This window comes from Citrobacter sp. T1.2D-1 (genome assembly GCF_950098555.1).
GTDB classification, from domain to species: Bacteria; Pseudomonadota; Gammaproteobacteria; order Enterobacterales; family Enterobacteriaceae; genus Citrobacter_A; species Citrobacter_A telavivensis.
Window position 1 is genome coordinate 131012 of record NZ_CATNHH010000034.1, and the last position, 15602, is coordinate 146613.

Sequence of the window (15602 nt, forward strand, 5' to 3'; positions counted from 1 at the left end):
TTCTCGCATGTTCGCAAAATAATGAATAAAAAATAACGGGATTACTGATGATTGCACACAACCTGAATGCACTGGATTTATTAACGCTTCCGGTCTGGATCGTCTCTCCAGGCACCGAAGAATTACTCTTTGCCAATCGTATCGCCAGAGAGATGATGCAAGGATACACCTTCAGCCAACTGCGCAAAGGGGTGTATTCCACCCACGCGCAGACTATCTTACCGAACTATATTACGGATCTTCGCAACCAGCAGGATATTGTCGAAATTCTGACGGTGCCGCGTGAAAATAATCCGGCTGCGCTCACCTGCCGGTTGTCGGTAAAAGACCTGCCGGGATCCGGTGAAGTGATTCTCTTCGAAGGCATTGATACCCCGGCGGCGCAGGGGTTGAAGGCCAGCCGGTCTGCAACCTATCAGCGTAAAAAGCAGGGATTTTACGCCCGATTTTTTCTCACTAACTCCGCCCCCATGCTGTTGATTGACCCCTCAAGAGAGGGACTTATTGTCGATGCCAACCTGGCGGCGCTCAATTTCTACGGCTACAGCCTGGAGGCAATGTGCCAGAAACATACTTGGGAAATCAATATGTTGGGTCGGCAGATTCTGCCGATTATGCATGAAATTGCGCGACTTCCGGGCGGGCATAAACCGTTAAATTTTGTCCATAAAATTGCCGATGGCACAACCCGCCATGTGCAAACCTATGCCGGGCCGATTGAAATCTACGGCGACAGACTGATGCTGTGCATCATTCACGACATCACCGAGCAGAAACGCCTCGAACAAGAACTGGAGCGCGCCGCCCTGCATGATGCGCTGACCGGATTGCTCAACCGTCGTCAGTTCTATCAACTGACTGAACAGGGACAGATGCAGCATCTGTCCCTGCCCCAGGATTACAGCCTGCTGCTCATTGATACCGACCGGTTTAAAAGCATTAACGACCTGTATGGTCACCTGAAAGGGGATGAGGTGCTCTGCGAGCTGGCGCGAAACCTGGAATCCTGCGCGCGCAACGGTGATTTAGTGTTCCGCTGGGGCGGCGAAGAGTTTATTCTGCTGTTACCGCGCACCCCGCTGGAGACCGCGCTGCAGCTAGCCGAATCCATTCGCGCCTCGGTGGCGAAAATTGGCCTCCCCGGCCTGCCGCGCTTTACCGTGAGCATTGGTGTGGCCCACCACGAACCTAACGAAAGTATCGATGAACTGTTTAAGCGGGTGGATGCTGCACTCTACCGGGCCAAAAACGATGGGCGAAACCGGGTGCTCGCAGCCTGAAAACGGTGTCCCCCGACGACGCGCACCGTCGCCGGGGTGTCCGGATTTATTTCCCCGCGGCGTCGCGCTGATCAAAAACCTGCTGCGCCAGATGCAGCGTCGCATTGGCGGCAGGCAATCCGCAGTAAAGCGCCGAATGCATGATCAGCTCTTTCAGTTCCTCACGCGTTACACCGTTGTTGAACGCGGCATTGAGATGCATTTTCAGCTCCGCCTCGCGATTGAGCGCAATCAGCATCGCAATGGTTATCATACTGCGCGTATGCCGATCCAGTCCGGGACGGCTCCAGATATCACCCCATGCATAACGGGTAATGAAGTTCTGAAATTCTTCATTCAGCGGCGTCAGATTTTGCACGGTGCGGTCAACATGCGCATCGCCCAGGACACCCCGGCGTATGGCCATTCCCTGCTGATAACGTTCTTCATCCTGCATGTTGTCCTCCCAGAAACGATAATAACGCCGCGTTCACCGTGGCCGGCGCTTCAATAGTGGATAAGTGGGACGCCTTCACCACGGCCAGCACGGAACCTGCAATACGCTGATGCATAAACCGGGCGTCGTCCACGGTGGTGACCGGGTCATATTCTCCGGCGATCAGCAGCACCGGCCGCGTAATACGGCTAATCTGTTCACGTAAATCAGCCGTAGCCAGCGCATCACAGCAGGCGGCGTATCCTTCTGCTGACGAGTCCGCGAGTTGCTGACACAGGGCTGAGACCGTTTGCGGTGCGGACCGACAAAAGGATGGGCTGAACCAGCGTTCAGGTGCGCTGACGGCAATGTCGCGCAGTCCGTTCTGACGAACATGTTGTGCGCGAGCGTGCCAGCCCGCCTCATCACCGATGCGTGCGGCGCTGTTTATCACCGTCACGCTCAGCATCCTCTGAGGATGATGACAGGCAAGCCAGAGCCCGGTGAGCCCTCCCATCGAGATCCCGCAAAAATGCGCTGCCGGAATATCCAGGTGGTCAAGCAACGCAATCACATCCTGCCCTAACCGGGCGAGATCGGTTGGCCCCGTTTTACCCGTAGCACCATGCCCGTGAGTGTCATAGCGTAACACCCGATACTGTGCGCTCAACGCGGCAAGTTGCGGCGCCCACATCGTAAGCGTGGTGCCCAGGGAATTGGATAACACCACCACTGGCGCATCGTCCGGGCCATCAATCTGGTAATTCAGTTCCATGCTGTCGTTCCTCGTAACGTGCAAGCACACGTTGAACAAATTGTGCCGCGCTGCCGGTCGCCGTGCCGGGATCCAGTAACGCCGCCAGCTGAGATTCATTAAGATGGGCCATCACCTGCGGGTCATCGACAAGCACCGAATGCAGGGATCGATCGTTTTCTATTGCGCGATGGCACAGCCCTTCAATCAGATGGTGCGCGTCCTGTTTGCCGATAAATGCCGCCAGCGCCAGAGTGACCGCTTCCGCCATCATCAGACCGTGGGTGATGTCCAGGTTGTCACGCATCTTTTGCGGAAAAACCTGCATATGCAGGGCGAGCAGCTGGGTTTCCTCCAGCGCGTGCCCGACCAGCATGACGACCTCCGGCAGGACTTCCCATTCAGCCTGCCAGCCGCCGAGCGCGCGTTCATGCTGCTGTAGCTGACAACCAAAGAGTGTGGCCATCAGCCCTGGCGTACGCTGCGTGGCGGTCAGGATCGCCGCACAGCTTACCGGATTTCGTTTATGCGGCATCGCCGACGATCCGCCCCGACCTGCGGCGGCAGGTTCGCTGACTTCTGCCACTTCAGTCTGCATCAGCAGCGCAAAGTCCTGAGCAAACTTGCCGAGGGTACCGCCAATACCGGCATACCATGCCCCGACTTCTAACAGCCTGTCGCGCTGGGTATGCCAGGGCGTATCCGGCAGCGTCAGCGCCAGTTCCTGCGCAAGCCGCTCTGCCACCGGTAGAGCGTCCTGTCCGAGTGATGCCAGCGTTCCCGCCGCGCCGCCAAACTGCAGCACCTGGACGCGAGGCAGCAACTGTTGCAGACGTTCCTGCCAGCGCAGCAGCGCATCAAGCGTGCTCGCCAGTTTTAAGCCCCAGGTCACCGGCAGCGCCTGCTGCATCCAGGTACGCCCAGGCATGACGGTGTGCTGGTAGTGCAATGCCTGACGGGCAAAGGTTTCTGTCAACTGACCCAGCGCGCGTTGCGTGTGATTCAGCGCGGCACGCAGTTGCAGCACCAGACCGGTATCGATCGCATCCTGACTGGTTGCCCCCCAGTGGACGTAGCGCGCCGCGTCAGGATCTGCGCTCTTCACCCGTTCGGTTAAGTGTTTTACCAGCGGAATCGCCAGATTGCCTGCCGCCCGCGCCGATTCCGCCAGCGCGGGCAGATCAAACAACTCCGCGCGACAGGCCTGGGCGATAGGCCCGGCGGCCGTTGCCGGGATCACTCCGCAGGCGGCCTGCGCGCGGGCAAGCGCGGCTTCAAAATCGAGCATTCCCTGGAGAAGCTGTAAATCTGAAAATTCTGTCGTGAGCGCCGTTCCGCGCATCAACGGGGTTAGCAAGGTCATTCCTGCTCCTTACACACGTTCAATAATCAATGCGATCCCCTGACCCACGCCAATGCACATCGTACAAAGCGCATAGCGGCCGCCGGTACGCTGTAACTGGTAAGCGGCGGTCATCGCCAGACGACCGCCCGATGCCCCCAGAGGGTGGCCGAGGGCAATCGCACCGCCGTTGGGATTCACCTGGGCGGCATCATCGGGTAGCCCCAAATCGCGCATCACCGCCAGCGCCTGCGCGGCAAACGCTTCGTTAAGTTCGATGACATCCATCTGACTGAGCGTTAATCCTGTTTGTGCCAGCACTTTACGGACCGCCGGTGCCGGACCGAAGCCCATAATTCGCGGGGCGACCCCAGCGGTTGCCACGCCGACAATACGCGCCAGCGGTTGCAACCCCTGCTGTACCATCGCCTGTTCACTGGCGATGAGCAGCGCACAGGCACCGTCGTTGACGCCAGACGCATTGCCCGCCGATACCGTACCGTCGGCGCGAACCACGCCTTTCAGCCTGGCGAGCGCCTCCAGCGACGTTGCGCGCGGATGCTCATCCTCGCGAAAGATCAGCGGATCGCCCCTTTTCTGTGACACTGTCACAGGAATCAATTCTTGCGCGAACAGTCCCTGCTCCTGAGCGGCAGCGGTGCGTAACTGGCTGCGCAGGGCAAACGCATCCTGATCGGTGCGCGATATGCCAAACTCCTGCGCCACGTTTTCCGCCGTTTCCGGCATAGAATCTACACCATAGCGTGCTTTCATTTGCGCGTTGATAAAACGCCAGCCAATCGTGGTGTCTTCGATTTTCATATTCCGGCTGAAGGCGTTTTCTGCTTTACCCATCACAAATGGCGCACGCGACATGCTCTCCACGCCCCCCGCGATCATCAGCTGCGTTTCACCACTTTTAATCGCTCGCGCGGCGATGCCGATGGCATCAAGGCTGGATCCGCACAGACGGTTTACCGTGCTGCCCGGAACGCTTTCCGGTAGCCCGGCCAGCAGCAGCGCCATCCGCGCCACGTTGCGGTTATCTTCCCCCGCCTGATTTGCACAGCCGTAAATCACATCATCAATCAGCGCCGGATCGAGGCCAGGATTACGTTCAAGCAAGGCTTTCAGCACAATGGCGGCCAAATCGTCAGCCCTGACGCTCGCCAGCGTTCCGCCGAAGCGACCAAAAGGGGTCCGCACTGCATCGCAGATAAATGCCTGATTCATCATAGTTCCTTATGCGCTTTGCGCCAGCGGTTCACAGCTCAGCGTTACCGGCGTCAGACGCTGCAACTCCTCAAAAGAGAGACCGTTGAAAATCTCCCGGACAACCGGCCCCGTGTCGGTAATGTCGATCACTGCCAGGTCGGTATAGATACGGCTGACACAGCCCATGCCCGTCAGTGGGTAGGAGCAGTACTCAACCAGTTTGCACTCACCGTCGCGGGTCAGATGGTCCATCATCACGAAAACCTGGCGCGCACCGATCGCCAGATCCATCGCGCCGCCCACGGCGGGAATGGCGTCCGGCGCACCGGTACTCCAGTTGGCAAGATCCCCTGATGCAGAGACCTGATACGCCCCCAGCACGCAGATATCGAGGTGTCCGCCACGCATCATGGCGAAAGAGTCGCCGTGGTGGAAAAAGCAACCGCCCTGCAACAAGGTGACGTACTCTTTTCCGGCGTTAATCAGTTCCGGATCTTCTTCCCCTTCTGCGGGTTTTGGCCCCATCCCGAGCAGGCCATTTTCACTGTGCAGGAAAATCTCTTTTTCCGCCGGCAGGTAGTTGGCGATGCGGGTCGGCAAGCCGATCCCCAGATTGACGTATGCTCCTTCCGGAATATCCTGCGCCACGCGTCTGGCCATTTCGTCACGGGATAATTTCTTCATCATTTACTCCTTACGCGCGCAGCGCAGCGTGGGTGAGGTTTTCCAGAGAAAACACGCGCTGGACAAAAATACCGGGCGTGATGACGTGCTCGGGATCGAGTTCGCCCAGCGGGACAATCTGATTCACCTCCACCACGGTGGTTTGCGCGGCAGTCGCCATGATGGGGCCAAAATTGCGCGCCGCTTTTCGATACACCAGATTTCCCCAGCGATCGGCCTGGTGCGCCTTAATCAGAGCAAAATCGGCTTTGATCGGATAGTCGAGTACATAGTTTTTCCCCTCGATGCGGCGAGTTTCTTTACCTTCCGCCAGCGGGGTGCCGTAGCCTGTCGGCGTATAAATGGCTCCCAGTCCGGCCCCGGCGGCCTGAATCCGCGCCGCCAGATTCCCCTGCGGCACCAGTTCCAGCTCAACCTCGCCGCGGCGATACAGTGCGTCAAAAACCTGTGAATCCACCTGACGCGGAAAGGAGCAGATCATTTTGCGCACGCGTCTGGCCTTCAACAGCGCCGCCAGACCGATTTCACCGTTGCCCGCATTGTTATTGATGATGGTGAGGTCGCGAGCCCCCTGCGCAATGAGCGCATCGATCAACGTGGTGGGTTGTCCGGCGGTACCAAAGCCCCCAATCATGATGGTGGCACCATCCGGGATCCCGGCGATGGCCTCCTCCAGCGAAGGCACACTTTTATCAATCATCAGCTCGCTCCTTTTGGTGCGTATTTCGCACATTTTTGCGTTGTTCGCACAAAATGTGACCCACTTAACGAAGTCAGGCAAGGGCGATAATCGAAATATGGTGCGATTATCGAACATCATTTATATTTGTACGAAGAATGTGATCCGTGGCGAACAACGAGAGGAAAACAGTGGAAAAACATCCTGATGACCGACTGAACAATGAGGCCGATCCGTTCAAGGGCGACCCTAACTACATGGCTTCACTGGCGCGTGGGCTGGAGGTGATTCAGGCGTTTACGCCGCAACGGCGGGTTATGTCAATATCGCAGATTAGCCAGAAAACCGGGATACCGCGCGCGGCGGTCAGACGCTGTCTGTATACGCTGGGAAAACTGGGATTTGTCTATGCCGAAGATGGAAAAAATTTTGAATTACGCCCACGGATCCTGGCGCTGGGACATGCTTATCTGGCCTCTACGCCGCTGGCACGTGCGACGCAACCGGTTCTGAAGCATCTGAGCGAAATGCTCAATGAGTCCTGTTCCATCGCCACCCTCGACGGTGACGATATTTTGTATATCGCCCGCGCCTCCAGTTCACGCATTATGACCATCGATCTGGACATCGGCAGTCGACTGCCCGCGTGGTCCACTTCAATGGGACGCGTGCTGCTCAGTCATCTTTCTGAGGACAAGCTGAACGACATGCTCGGTCGCATCACCATGATCCGCTACACCTCGCAGACCGTGGATTCCGTCCCCGCCCTGCGCGCCGAACTGAAGAAAGTGCGGCAACAGGGCTATGCGCTAAACGATCAGGAACTGGAGATGGGGCTGCGATCCATTGCCGTACCGCTGATGAACAGTCAGGGCCAGGTTCAGGCCGCGTTGAACGTGGGAGTACATGCCGGCCAGGTGACGGCGGACGAGTTGCGCAACCGGGTGCTGCCTGAGTTGCAGAAAGCCGCGCAGGAGCTGTCGCTGTTGCTGCATTAACGGCTTCGCTTGGCGTGGCGTTCCCAGTTTTCCTGCTTCGCCTGTGCGGTCTTGCGCAGCGCCACGTAACACGCCCCGCTGCCGCCATGATGCGGCAGCGCCGTGCAATACGCCTGAACGTCGTCGAATTCGGTCAACCAGCGCGCCACGTAGCTGCGTACGATGTTGGCATGTGAGTTATTGTCTCGTCCTTTACCATGAATGATCAGTACGTTACGCAGACCATCCTGTAACGACTGGAGAAGAAAACTGAACAGCTGTTGGCGGCACGCTTCCACCGGTTGACGCAACAGGTTCAGGCTCGCCTGCTGGCTGTACTTCCCTGTGTGCAGTTTATCGAGCACGCCCTGCTGCAATCCCTCGCGACGAAACGCCAGCGGCTGCGTCAGCGGGACGACCTCCAGAAAACCGGTGGTGAAAAAATTATCCAGTTGGAGTGTATCAATGCGCTGCGGGGTACGCGTATTGCGCACGGGTTGCCAGTGTACGTCGGCGCAACGTTTCAGCGGCTGAACATCCTCCATGGCGTCAAGAAATAATGATTTGTCGTCAAGGTTCATGCTCCGTCCTCCCGCTTTTAAAGACAGCCACTATCATAACCGTCGCCCAGAAGGGCGACAACGGTTTACAGATGTTTCCAGTAAACATCGGGATGTCATAAACCCATGATGCACTAAGTACCGTCGATTTTATCCATGATTAACTCATATTGAGTGATTCTAAAATCCATTTGATTTAACTTAGATTTTCGTGAAATCAATCACCCATGATGGCTGGCATCAGTAAACGGTTCTTGCTATAAGACATTACCCGCCACACGGAATAATAACGGGAACACATGAAGGATAAACTGCTGTGTGTACTGTAGAGTCTGGCGGATGTCGACAGGCTCTATTTTTTTATCCCAAATCAGAGGTATAGCGCTGCTGACGACGACCATGATACGTTGACGCCCACCGACTGCATGCCAACGAGGCAACCGATGCTGACACTACTGGAAGAGAAAATGATGACCCCGCTGGGTCCGCTTTGGGTGATTTGCGATGAGCAATACAGGCTGCGCGCCATCGAGTGGGAACAGTACAGCGATCGTATGGTGCAACTGCTGGATATCCATTACCGCGCCGAAGGTTATACCCGCATCAGCGCGACGAATCCGGGCGGCCTGTGCGATAAACTTGCCGACTACTTTGCCGGCAACCTCAGCGCGATCGATTCGCTGCCTACCGCCACCGGCGGTACCCCTTTTCAGCGGGAAGTCTGGCAGACATTACGCACCATTCCTTGTGGTCAGGTGATGCACTACGGCCAGTTGGCTGAACAATTGGGACGTCCTGGGGCCGCGCGGGCGGTTGGCGCGGCGAACGGTTCGAATCCAATCAGCATTGTGGTGCCCTGCCACCGCGTCATCGGACGCAACGGCACCATGACCGGTTATGCTGGCGGCGTGCAGCGGAAAGAGTGGCTGTTGCGCCATGAAGGTTACCTGTTGCTGTAATATCCAGGCAATTCGTGCCTTCTTGCTCACACTTTTACGTAAAGACGCCACACGGAAAGTATGGATTTTCAAAGAGATAGAAATAATTTGCTCACGTATACCAGAATTATCCGCTATTGGGGTTAGCTCAGACTTACGTGCTCACCAAAAAGATGTTAAAATTGACAAATATCAATTACGGCTTGAGCAGACCTATGATCCCGGAAAAGCGAATTATACGGCGCATTCAGTCTGGCGGTTGTGCTATCCATTGCCAGGATTGCAGTATCAGCCAGCTTTGCATCCCGTTCACACTTAACGAGCATGAGCTTGATCAGCTTGATAATATCATCGAGCGTAAAAAGCCGATCCAGAAAGGCCAGACGCTGTTTAAGGCGGGTGATGAGCTGAAATCGCTCTATGCCATTCGTTCCGGTACGATCAAGAGCTATACCATTACTGAACAAGGCGATGAGCAGATAACAGGCTTCCACCTCGCGGGCGACCTGGTCGGTTTCGACGCGATCGGTAGCGGTCATCATCCGAGTTTTGCGCAGGCACTGGAAACCTCAATGGTCTGCGAAATCCCGTTTGAGACACTTGATGATCTGTCCGGCAAAATGCCGAACCTGCGTCAGCAGATGATGCGTCTGATGAGTGGTGAGATCAAAGGCGACCAGGATATGATCCTGTTGCTGTCGAAGAAAAACGCGGAAGAGCGTCTGGCGGCATTTATCTATAACCTGTCCCGTCGCTTCGCGCAGCGAGGCTTCTCTCCACGTGAATTCCGACTGACCATGACCCGTGGGGATATCGGTAACTACCTGGGCCTGACCGTTGAAACGATCAGCCGTTTGCTGGGTCGTTTCCAGAAGAGCGGGATGCTGGCGGTGAAAGGGAAATACATCACCATCGAAAACAGTGATGCGCTGGCGGTACTCGCCGGACACACCCGTAACGTTGCTTAATCTTTCCGCAACCCTTCTGAAACCCTTCTGTCGAATCGCTAAATTTTCCTGATTTATTGATCTGACAGAAGGTTCTTCCCTGTTTCAATTCACATTCTTGGGTTACTCTTTTAGTTACAAACTGCGATGACAGTTGTAAGGAGACCCTGTATGGCTATGTATCAAAACATGCTGGTGGTTATCGATCCGAATCAGGACGATCAACCTGCGTTACGGCGTGCGGTTTATTTGCATCAACGGATTGGTGGCAAAATTAAAGCCTTTTTGCCGATCTACGACTTTTCCTACGAGATGACCACCCTGCTGTCGCCTGATGAGCGTACAGCCATGCGTCAGGGCGTCATTAGTCAGCGGACAGCCTGGATACGCGAACAAGCAAAATACTACATCGAAGCAGGCGTTCCTGTTGACATTAAAGTGGTCTGGCACAACCGTCCTTTTGAAGCCATTATTCAGGAAGTCATTAGCGCCGGGCACGATCTGGTGCTGAAGATGGCGCACCAGCATGACAGACTGGAAGCGGTTATCTTTACACCGACCGACTGGCATCTGCTGCGTAAATGCCCAAGCCCGGTGTGGATGGTAAAAGACCAGCCCTGGCCGGAAGGCGGTAAAGCGCTGGTAGCGGTAAACCTCGCCAGCGAAGAGGCCTACCACAATGCGCTGAATGAAAAGCTGGTGAAAGAGACGCTACAACTCGCCGAGCAGGTCAACCATACAGAGGTGCATCTGGTCGGGGCCTACCCTGTCACCCCTATCAATATCGCCATTGAACTGCCGGAATTTGATCCCAGCGTCTATAACGATGCGATTCGCGGTCAGCACCTGCTGGCAATGAAAGCGCTGCGGCAAAAATTCAGCATCGACGAGAAAGTCACGCACGTCGAGAAAGGATTGCCGGAAGAGGTGATCCCCGATTTAGCAGAACATCTGCAGGCGGGGATTGTGGTTCTGGGGACGGTGGGTCGTACCGGGATTTCCGCCGCGTTCCTGGGCAACACGGCGGAACAGGTCATCGATCACCTGCGTTGCGACCTGCTGGTCATCAAGCCCGATCAGTACCAGACGCCTGTTGAACTTGATGACGATGAAGACGACTAACGCGTCGTGAAAGAAACCAAAGGCCCGAATAATCGGGCCTTTTTTATTGTTTGTCCTCACCGCCGAGGAAATAAATCCCCAACGGGATGGCGAGCAGCACAGTGAAAACAAGGCTATAGACGAAAATCATTGATGACTGAATGATATACATCGACGTCGTCCAGTCAGAAAGCGGAATATCATACTGTTCAATCACCCCGCCGATCGTGGCGCGTGTGACAACCGATGCGGCGATGATAAACACCCCCAGCAGGCACAGCAGAAACTTTTTGCCCTTCGCCGTCTTTAGCTTTTCCATCATCATAATGCCCTTCTGTTACTGAAAGTCCGTTACTTTAGTGCAACAATACCATGACAATGCGCAAAAGTCTTCACGCACAAATGCGTCACATTGAAATCTTATTGGTATGAAAGCGCCGATATCACTATTTATCGCCACGATTCTTTGATGACTCAATTGTTTATCCTGAGTATCATGATTAAGACTGTGGCTATATTGCTGTTATTTAAAAGGGACCGGAATACCGGGGATAACGATGTTTACTGACCTGTTTGTAAAAAACATCTTCAATGTGACGGTTATTTTAAGTAGCCTTTTCAGCTTAATTCTGATGAATTTTTGGTTTCATCACGGTAATAAAAAGAAGAAAGGGTTTGTTCTGCATGTCATCCAGTTTCTTATTTACACCCTGATCATTAGTACATTGGGTAGCGTCGCGAATACGGTCATTGCGCATTATCATATCAGCGCAATCTCATCCAGTTTTGTCGACTTTGTCTGTACTTCACTGATTGCGCTGATTCTGACCCTGAAACTGTTTCTGCTTATTAACCAGTTTGAAAAATCGCAAATAAATAAAGGTCATGATATCACCCGCGCGAGAATTTTATCGCGGATAATCAAGATAACCCTCGTTATCGTCATCATTCTGCTGTATGGCGAACACTTCGGTATGAGTCTGTCGGGATTACTGACCTTCGGCGGAATTGGCGGTATCGCGGTCGGGATGGCCGGGAAAGATATTTTGAGCAATTTCTTTTCAGGAATCATGCTCTATTTCGACCGCCCTTTCAGCATCGGTGACTGGGTGCGATCTCCGGATCGCAATATTGAAGGCACCGTGACGGAAATTGGCTGGCGGATGACCAAAATCACCACTTTCGATCATCGGCCATTATACGTTCCCAACTCGATTTTTTCCTCGATTAGCGTCGAAAACCCAGGCCGCATGAGTAACCGGCGAATCAACACGGTTGTCGGGTTACGTTACGAAGATGCCAGCAAAATCGGTGCTATCGTCGCTGATATACGGCAGATGCTACAAACCCATAATGATATCGATCAGCAACAAACGCTGCTGGTCTATTTCAATGGCTTTGGCGACTCCTCGTTAAATATCATGGTGTATTGTTTTACCCGCACCACGATCTGGGAAGAGTGGCTGGCCGTACAGCAACAGGTTTATCTTAATATTATTGATATTGTACAGAATCATGGTGCTGACTTTGCCTTCCCGAGCCAGACGCTCTATATCAATGAAACCGGTAGCGGTTCGTGACGTTTACTATTCCAGCCCCGGACATCGCGATCCGGGGCTGGGGATCCCTCTCCTCACTCGACAATTTCGATGAAATTCCCGTCCGGGTCCTTGATGACCGCTTCATAGTAACCATCCCCGGTGGTACGTGGAGGCGAAACGAGGATCCCCTGCGCCTGTGCTTTTTTCGCCAGCATATCCACTTTTTTTGCACTACCCACCGCAATCGCCAGATGCACCCATCCGGTTGTCTGGTTATCCGGTCGCTGAGCACGCAACCCCGGTTTTGTCATCAGTTCAATGGCAATGTCATCGCCGATGCGCACAAAATAGGACTCGAATCCGGGATTGTTCTTGCTGCTGTATTTTTCATTGAGCGTACCGCCAAAAAACTCCGCCCAGAAGCGCGCCTGTGCCTCCAGTTCCGTGGTCCATAGCGCCATGTGTGCGATTTTCATGTTTTACCTCGTCTCAGCCCGTCAGAATGTTGACAGCAGCGATCGTTTTGCCCGATCATGCTTTTTATTGCTCGATGATATGGTTTTCAGGATTTATTATGCTCGATTATGCAGCTTTCCCGGAACAACGACAAGCCCTGATTCAGCAGATCCTGCAGGAGAATGGGCGTGTGGTATGCAGCGACCTCGCCTCCCGACTGAACGTGTCGGAACACACCATTCGCCGCGATCTTCACGAACTCAGTAAGGAAGGTATTTGCAAAAAAGTGTATGGCGGCGCGGTAATGATGCTGCCAGAGGCCGGTGACTATGCGGTCCGCAAAACGAAGAAACCCGATCAAAAGAGCAGCATCGCGCAAAAATGTGCACGACTGGTCAAATCAGGCAGTTGTATTTTTATCGACACCGGCACGACCAACCTGGCAATGGCGGAAGCGCTCCCGGCAGAACTCTCTCTGACCGTGGTCACCAATTCACCGGAAATCGCTGCCGTACTGCTAAAAAAGCCGCTGTATGACGTCATCATGCTCGGCGGTCAGTTGCAGCGTTCTTCCGGCGGTTGCGTCGGCGCATCGGCGATCGCTCAGGTTCAGGGAATGTTGTTTGATCAGGGCTTTATCGGCGGCTGTGCGATGGCACCAGAATCCGGTCTGACCGGGTTCGATTATGCCGACTGTGAATTCAAGCGCGCGGTGCTTCAACAGTGCAATGAAACCATTGTGGCGCTAACGGCAGACAAGATCCCGGCGGTGGCTCGCTATGTCGTCGCCCGAAGCAGTGAAATTGACGTTATTGTGGTTGAGGCGAACATCAGCAAGGAGTATTGCGAGGCGTTTCGCGAACATGATATTCGCATTTACACGGTGTAATCAGCAGGCGCGATCCCGCGCCCGCTGACGGATTGTTAGTGCTTAATGATGTACATGGTCCGGCTGTAAGCCACATCTTCCGGGTTCATGATCGGATACCCTTTCAGCCACGGTTTGATTAAGCGCCCGTTGGTGTACTGATAAATTGGCGCGATCGGAGCCTGCTCCATGAGGATTTTTTCCGCCGCATTGTAATCCGCGTTACGTGCTTTATCGGTATTTTCCATCGTCGCCTGGGTGATGACTTTGTCATACGCCGGGTTGTTAAAACGGGAAATATTGCCGGAGTGTGTTGAGGTCAACAGCGACAGGAAGGTGGAAGGCTCGTTGTAATCCCCCACCCAGGAAGCGCGAATCACATCGAAGTTCCCGGTGTTACGGCTGTCGATGTAGGTTTTCCACTCCTGGTTTTGCAGCTTGACATCCACACCTAAATTTTTCTTCCACATCGAGGCTACCGCGATGGCGATTTTCTGGTGGTTCTCAGAGGTGTTGTACAGCAGCGTCAGATTCAGCGGCTTCTGCGGGCCGTATCCCGCCGCACGCAACAGCGTTTTCGCCTGCGCATTCAGCTCTTCCTGACTCATTTGCTCAAAGGGCGACGGTTCAGGCGTAAAGCCGGCAGTGACGTCCGGCGTAAAATGCCAGGCCGGTTTTTCCCCGGTCCCCAACACCTTCTCCGCCATAATGCGACGATCGATGGTCATGCTCAGCGCCAGACGCACGCGGGAATCCGCAGTAGGGCCTTTTTGCGTGTTAAACGCATAGTAATAGGTTCCCAACTGGGGTGGCGTATAGACCTGACCAGGAATGTCCTTCAACAGCTTCTGGTACATATTTTTGGGGAACGACTCGGTGATGTCGATGTCACCCGCCAGGTAACGTTTGGTGGCTGAGGACTCCTGATTGATAGGCAGGAAGGTCACCTTTTGCAGCACCGTTTTACCGTTATCCCAGTAATGGGTATTCGGCACCACCACCAGCTTTTCATTCACCACGCGATCCTGCAGCACATAGGCGCCGTTACCAATCAGATTGCCCGGTTTGGTCCAGTCTTTACCGCTTGCCACGTTGGCTTTTTGTACCGGATAAAACGCAAAGCTGGCGGTGAGATTGGCGAACCACGGCAGCGGTTTATCCAGTTGTACTTTCAGGGTGCGAGCGTCAATGGCGGTCACGCCGAGCTTATCGGGCGTCATTTTGCCATCAATAATCGCCTGGGCGTTATTCACCCCCGCCAGCGCGGCAAACCAGGCAAAAGGTGACAGCGTTTTCGGATCTACCAGCCGCTGCCAGCTATAGACAAAATCCTGCGCGGTCACCGGGGTACCGTCTGACCAGCGCGCATTATCGCGCAGCGTAAACGTCCAGATCCGATTGTCGTTGCTTTTCCACTGCGTGGCGACGCCAGGCACGATTTCGCCCTTCTCGTTCTGGTTCACCAGCCCTTCATACAGGTCGCGAATAACCTGAATTTCCGGCAGTCCAACGGCTTTTGCCGGGTCAAGCGTCGCAGGTTCATCTTTTATATGGCGAACCAGCTCCTGCTTCTCTGCCAGTACCGTTGTGCTGGGAACATCCGCAGCATATGACAGAGAAATGCTGCTAACCAACAGCGCACAACAGGTTACTGAAACAGAGTGCTTCATAGAGTCCCCTCAATCCGGCTTAGTCACGATGGCGTAATTATTTGTTTCGCCTGAAGGAAATGCAAACAACTTCCTGCAGAAAATTGATATTACGACTAAAAATCAGTGCGTGTGAAAACGATTTGATTATCGGCCAGATTTGCACAACACTGCGAGTAATAATCCCTGAATTCAG

Annotated in this window: 17 protein-coding genes; 7 read left to right on the top strand and 10 right to left on the bottom strand. The window is 54.4% G+C overall.

What is annotated here, in order from left to right; all coding sequences use genetic code 11:
• Nucleotides 1–47: 47 nt before the first annotated feature.
• The gene (locus QQZ17_RS18755; RefSeq protein ID WP_152404482.1) at nucleotides 48–1280 is read left to right on the top strand and encodes a sensor domain-containing diguanylate cyclase; all 1233 of its coding nucleotides are present in this window, start codon (nucleotides 48–50) and stop codon (nucleotides 1278–1280) included.
• Between the two features lie 46 nt (nucleotides 1281–1326).
• On the opposite strand, the gene pcaC is transcribed toward QQZ17_RS18755, so the two are convergent.
• Genes pcaC through QQZ17_RS18785 form a run of 6 tightly spaced genes read right to left on the bottom strand, consistent with a single transcriptional unit; the run spans nucleotide 1327 to nucleotide 6390 of the window.
• Nucleotides 1327–1716 (bottom strand): 4-carboxymuconolactone decarboxylase, encoded by a 390-nt coding sequence (pcaC, locus tag QQZ17_RS18760; protein WP_152404480.1) that lies wholly within the window; start codon nucleotides 1714–1716, stop codon nucleotides 1327–1329.
• Nucleotides 1706–2470, bottom strand: coding sequence for a 3-oxoadipate enol-lactonase (gene pcaD / locus QQZ17_RS18765; RefSeq protein WP_152404478.1), 765 nt, complete (start codon nucleotides 2468–2470; stop codon nucleotides 1706–1708). Before pcaD ends, pcaC begins: the two co-directional genes overlap by 11 nt.
• Nucleotides 2448–3812, bottom strand: coding sequence for a 3-carboxy-cis,cis-muconate cycloisomerase (locus QQZ17_RS18770; protein WP_152404476.1), 1365 nt, complete (start codon nucleotides 3810–3812; stop codon nucleotides 2448–2450). The genes pcaD and QQZ17_RS18770 overlap by 23 nt, the downstream gene beginning before the upstream one ends.
• A 9-nt stretch (nucleotides 3813–3821) precedes the next feature.
• On the bottom strand, nucleotides 3822–5024 hold the full coding sequence (pcaF, locus tag QQZ17_RS18775; RefSeq protein WP_152406321.1) for a 3-oxoadipyl-CoA thiolase: 1203 nt from the start codon (nucleotides 5022–5024) through the stop codon (nucleotides 3822–3824).
• Nucleotides 5025–5033: 9 nt separating this feature from the next.
• Nucleotides 5034–5690, bottom strand: coding sequence for a 3-oxoacid CoA-transferase subunit B (locus QQZ17_RS18780; RefSeq protein ID WP_152406320.1), 657 nt, complete (start codon nucleotides 5688–5690; stop codon nucleotides 5034–5036).
• Between the two features lie 10 nt (nucleotides 5691–5700).
• Entirely contained in the window at nucleotides 5701–6390 is a 690-nt protein-coding gene (locus QQZ17_RS18785) for a 3-oxoacid CoA-transferase subunit A (RefSeq protein ID WP_152404474.1), read from the bottom strand.
• A 170-nt stretch (nucleotides 6391–6560) separates the two neighbouring features.
• Between QQZ17_RS18785 and QQZ17_RS18790 the strand changes: the two genes are divergently transcribed.
• Nucleotides 6561–7367, top strand: a complete 807-nt coding sequence (locus tag QQZ17_RS18790) for an IclR family transcriptional regulator domain-containing protein (protein ID WP_152404472.1) — start codon at nucleotides 6561–6563, stop codon at nucleotides 7365–7367.
• Here the strand turns inward: QQZ17_RS18790 and smrA are convergent.
• Complete coding sequence (smrA, locus tag QQZ17_RS18795; protein ID WP_152404470.1) at nucleotides 7364–7927, bottom strand: DNA endonuclease SmrA; 564 nt, start codon at nucleotides 7925–7927, stop codon at nucleotides 7364–7366. The two genes, QQZ17_RS18790 and smrA, sit on opposite strands and share 4 nt — an antisense overlap.
• Nucleotides 7928–8349: 422 nt before the next feature.
• Between smrA and ogt the strand changes: the two genes are divergently transcribed.
• The 3 genes from ogt (at nucleotide 8350) to uspE (ending at nucleotide 10913) form a co-directional block, all read left to right on the top strand.
• A complete protein-coding gene (gene ogt / locus QQZ17_RS18800; protein WP_152404468.1) occupies nucleotides 8350–8865 on the top strand; it encodes a methylated-DNA--[protein]-cysteine S-methyltransferase in 516 nt (171 codons plus the stop codon).
• A gap of 194 nt (nucleotides 8866–9059) precedes the next feature.
• Entirely contained in the window at nucleotides 9060–9812 is a 753-nt protein-coding gene (gene fnr / locus QQZ17_RS18805) for a fumarate/nitrate reduction transcriptional regulator Fnr (RefSeq protein WP_003020397.1), read from the top strand.
• A 150-nt stretch (nucleotides 9813–9962) separates the two neighbouring features.
• Nucleotides 9963–10913, top strand: coding sequence for a universal stress protein UspE (uspE, locus tag QQZ17_RS18810; RefSeq protein ID WP_152404466.1), 951 nt, complete (start codon nucleotides 9963–9965; stop codon nucleotides 10911–10913).
• A gap of 43 nt (nucleotides 10914–10956) precedes the next feature.
• On the opposite strand, the gene QQZ17_RS18815 is transcribed toward uspE, so the two are convergent.
• Nucleotides 10957–11217 (bottom strand): DUF2534 family protein, encoded by a 261-nt coding sequence (locus tag QQZ17_RS18815; RefSeq protein ID WP_152404464.1) that lies wholly within the window; start codon nucleotides 11215–11217, stop codon nucleotides 10957–10959.
• A 232-nt stretch (nucleotides 11218–11449) separates the two neighbouring features.
• Here QQZ17_RS18815 and QQZ17_RS18820 point away from each other — a divergent pair, with 232 nt between their 5' ends.
• A complete protein-coding gene (locus QQZ17_RS18820; RefSeq protein WP_152404462.1) occupies nucleotides 11450–12472 on the top strand; it encodes a mechanosensitive ion channel family protein in 1023 nt (340 codons plus the stop codon).
• Nucleotides 12473–12525: 53 nt separating this feature from the next.
• On the opposite strand, the gene QQZ17_RS18825 is transcribed toward QQZ17_RS18820, so the two are convergent.
• The gene (locus QQZ17_RS18825) at nucleotides 12526–12909 is read right to left on the bottom strand and encodes a VOC family protein (RefSeq protein WP_152404460.1); all 384 of its coding nucleotides are present in this window, start codon (nucleotides 12907–12909) and stop codon (nucleotides 12526–12528) included.
• A gap of 98 nt (nucleotides 12910–13007) precedes the next feature.
• Between QQZ17_RS18825 and QQZ17_RS18830 the strand changes: the two genes are divergently transcribed.
• A complete protein-coding gene (locus QQZ17_RS18830) occupies nucleotides 13008–13778 on the top strand; it encodes a DeoR/GlpR family DNA-binding transcription regulator (RefSeq protein WP_152404458.1) in 771 nt (256 codons plus the stop codon).
• Nucleotides 13779–13813: 35 nt separating this feature from the next.
• Here QQZ17_RS18830 and QQZ17_RS18835 read toward each other — a convergent pair whose 3' ends face one another.
• Complete coding sequence (locus tag QQZ17_RS18835) at nucleotides 13814–15427, bottom strand: peptide ABC transporter substrate-binding protein (RefSeq protein WP_152404455.1); 1614 nt, start codon at nucleotides 15425–15427, stop codon at nucleotides 13814–13816.
• Between the last annotated feature and the right edge of the window lie 175 nt (nucleotides 15428–15602).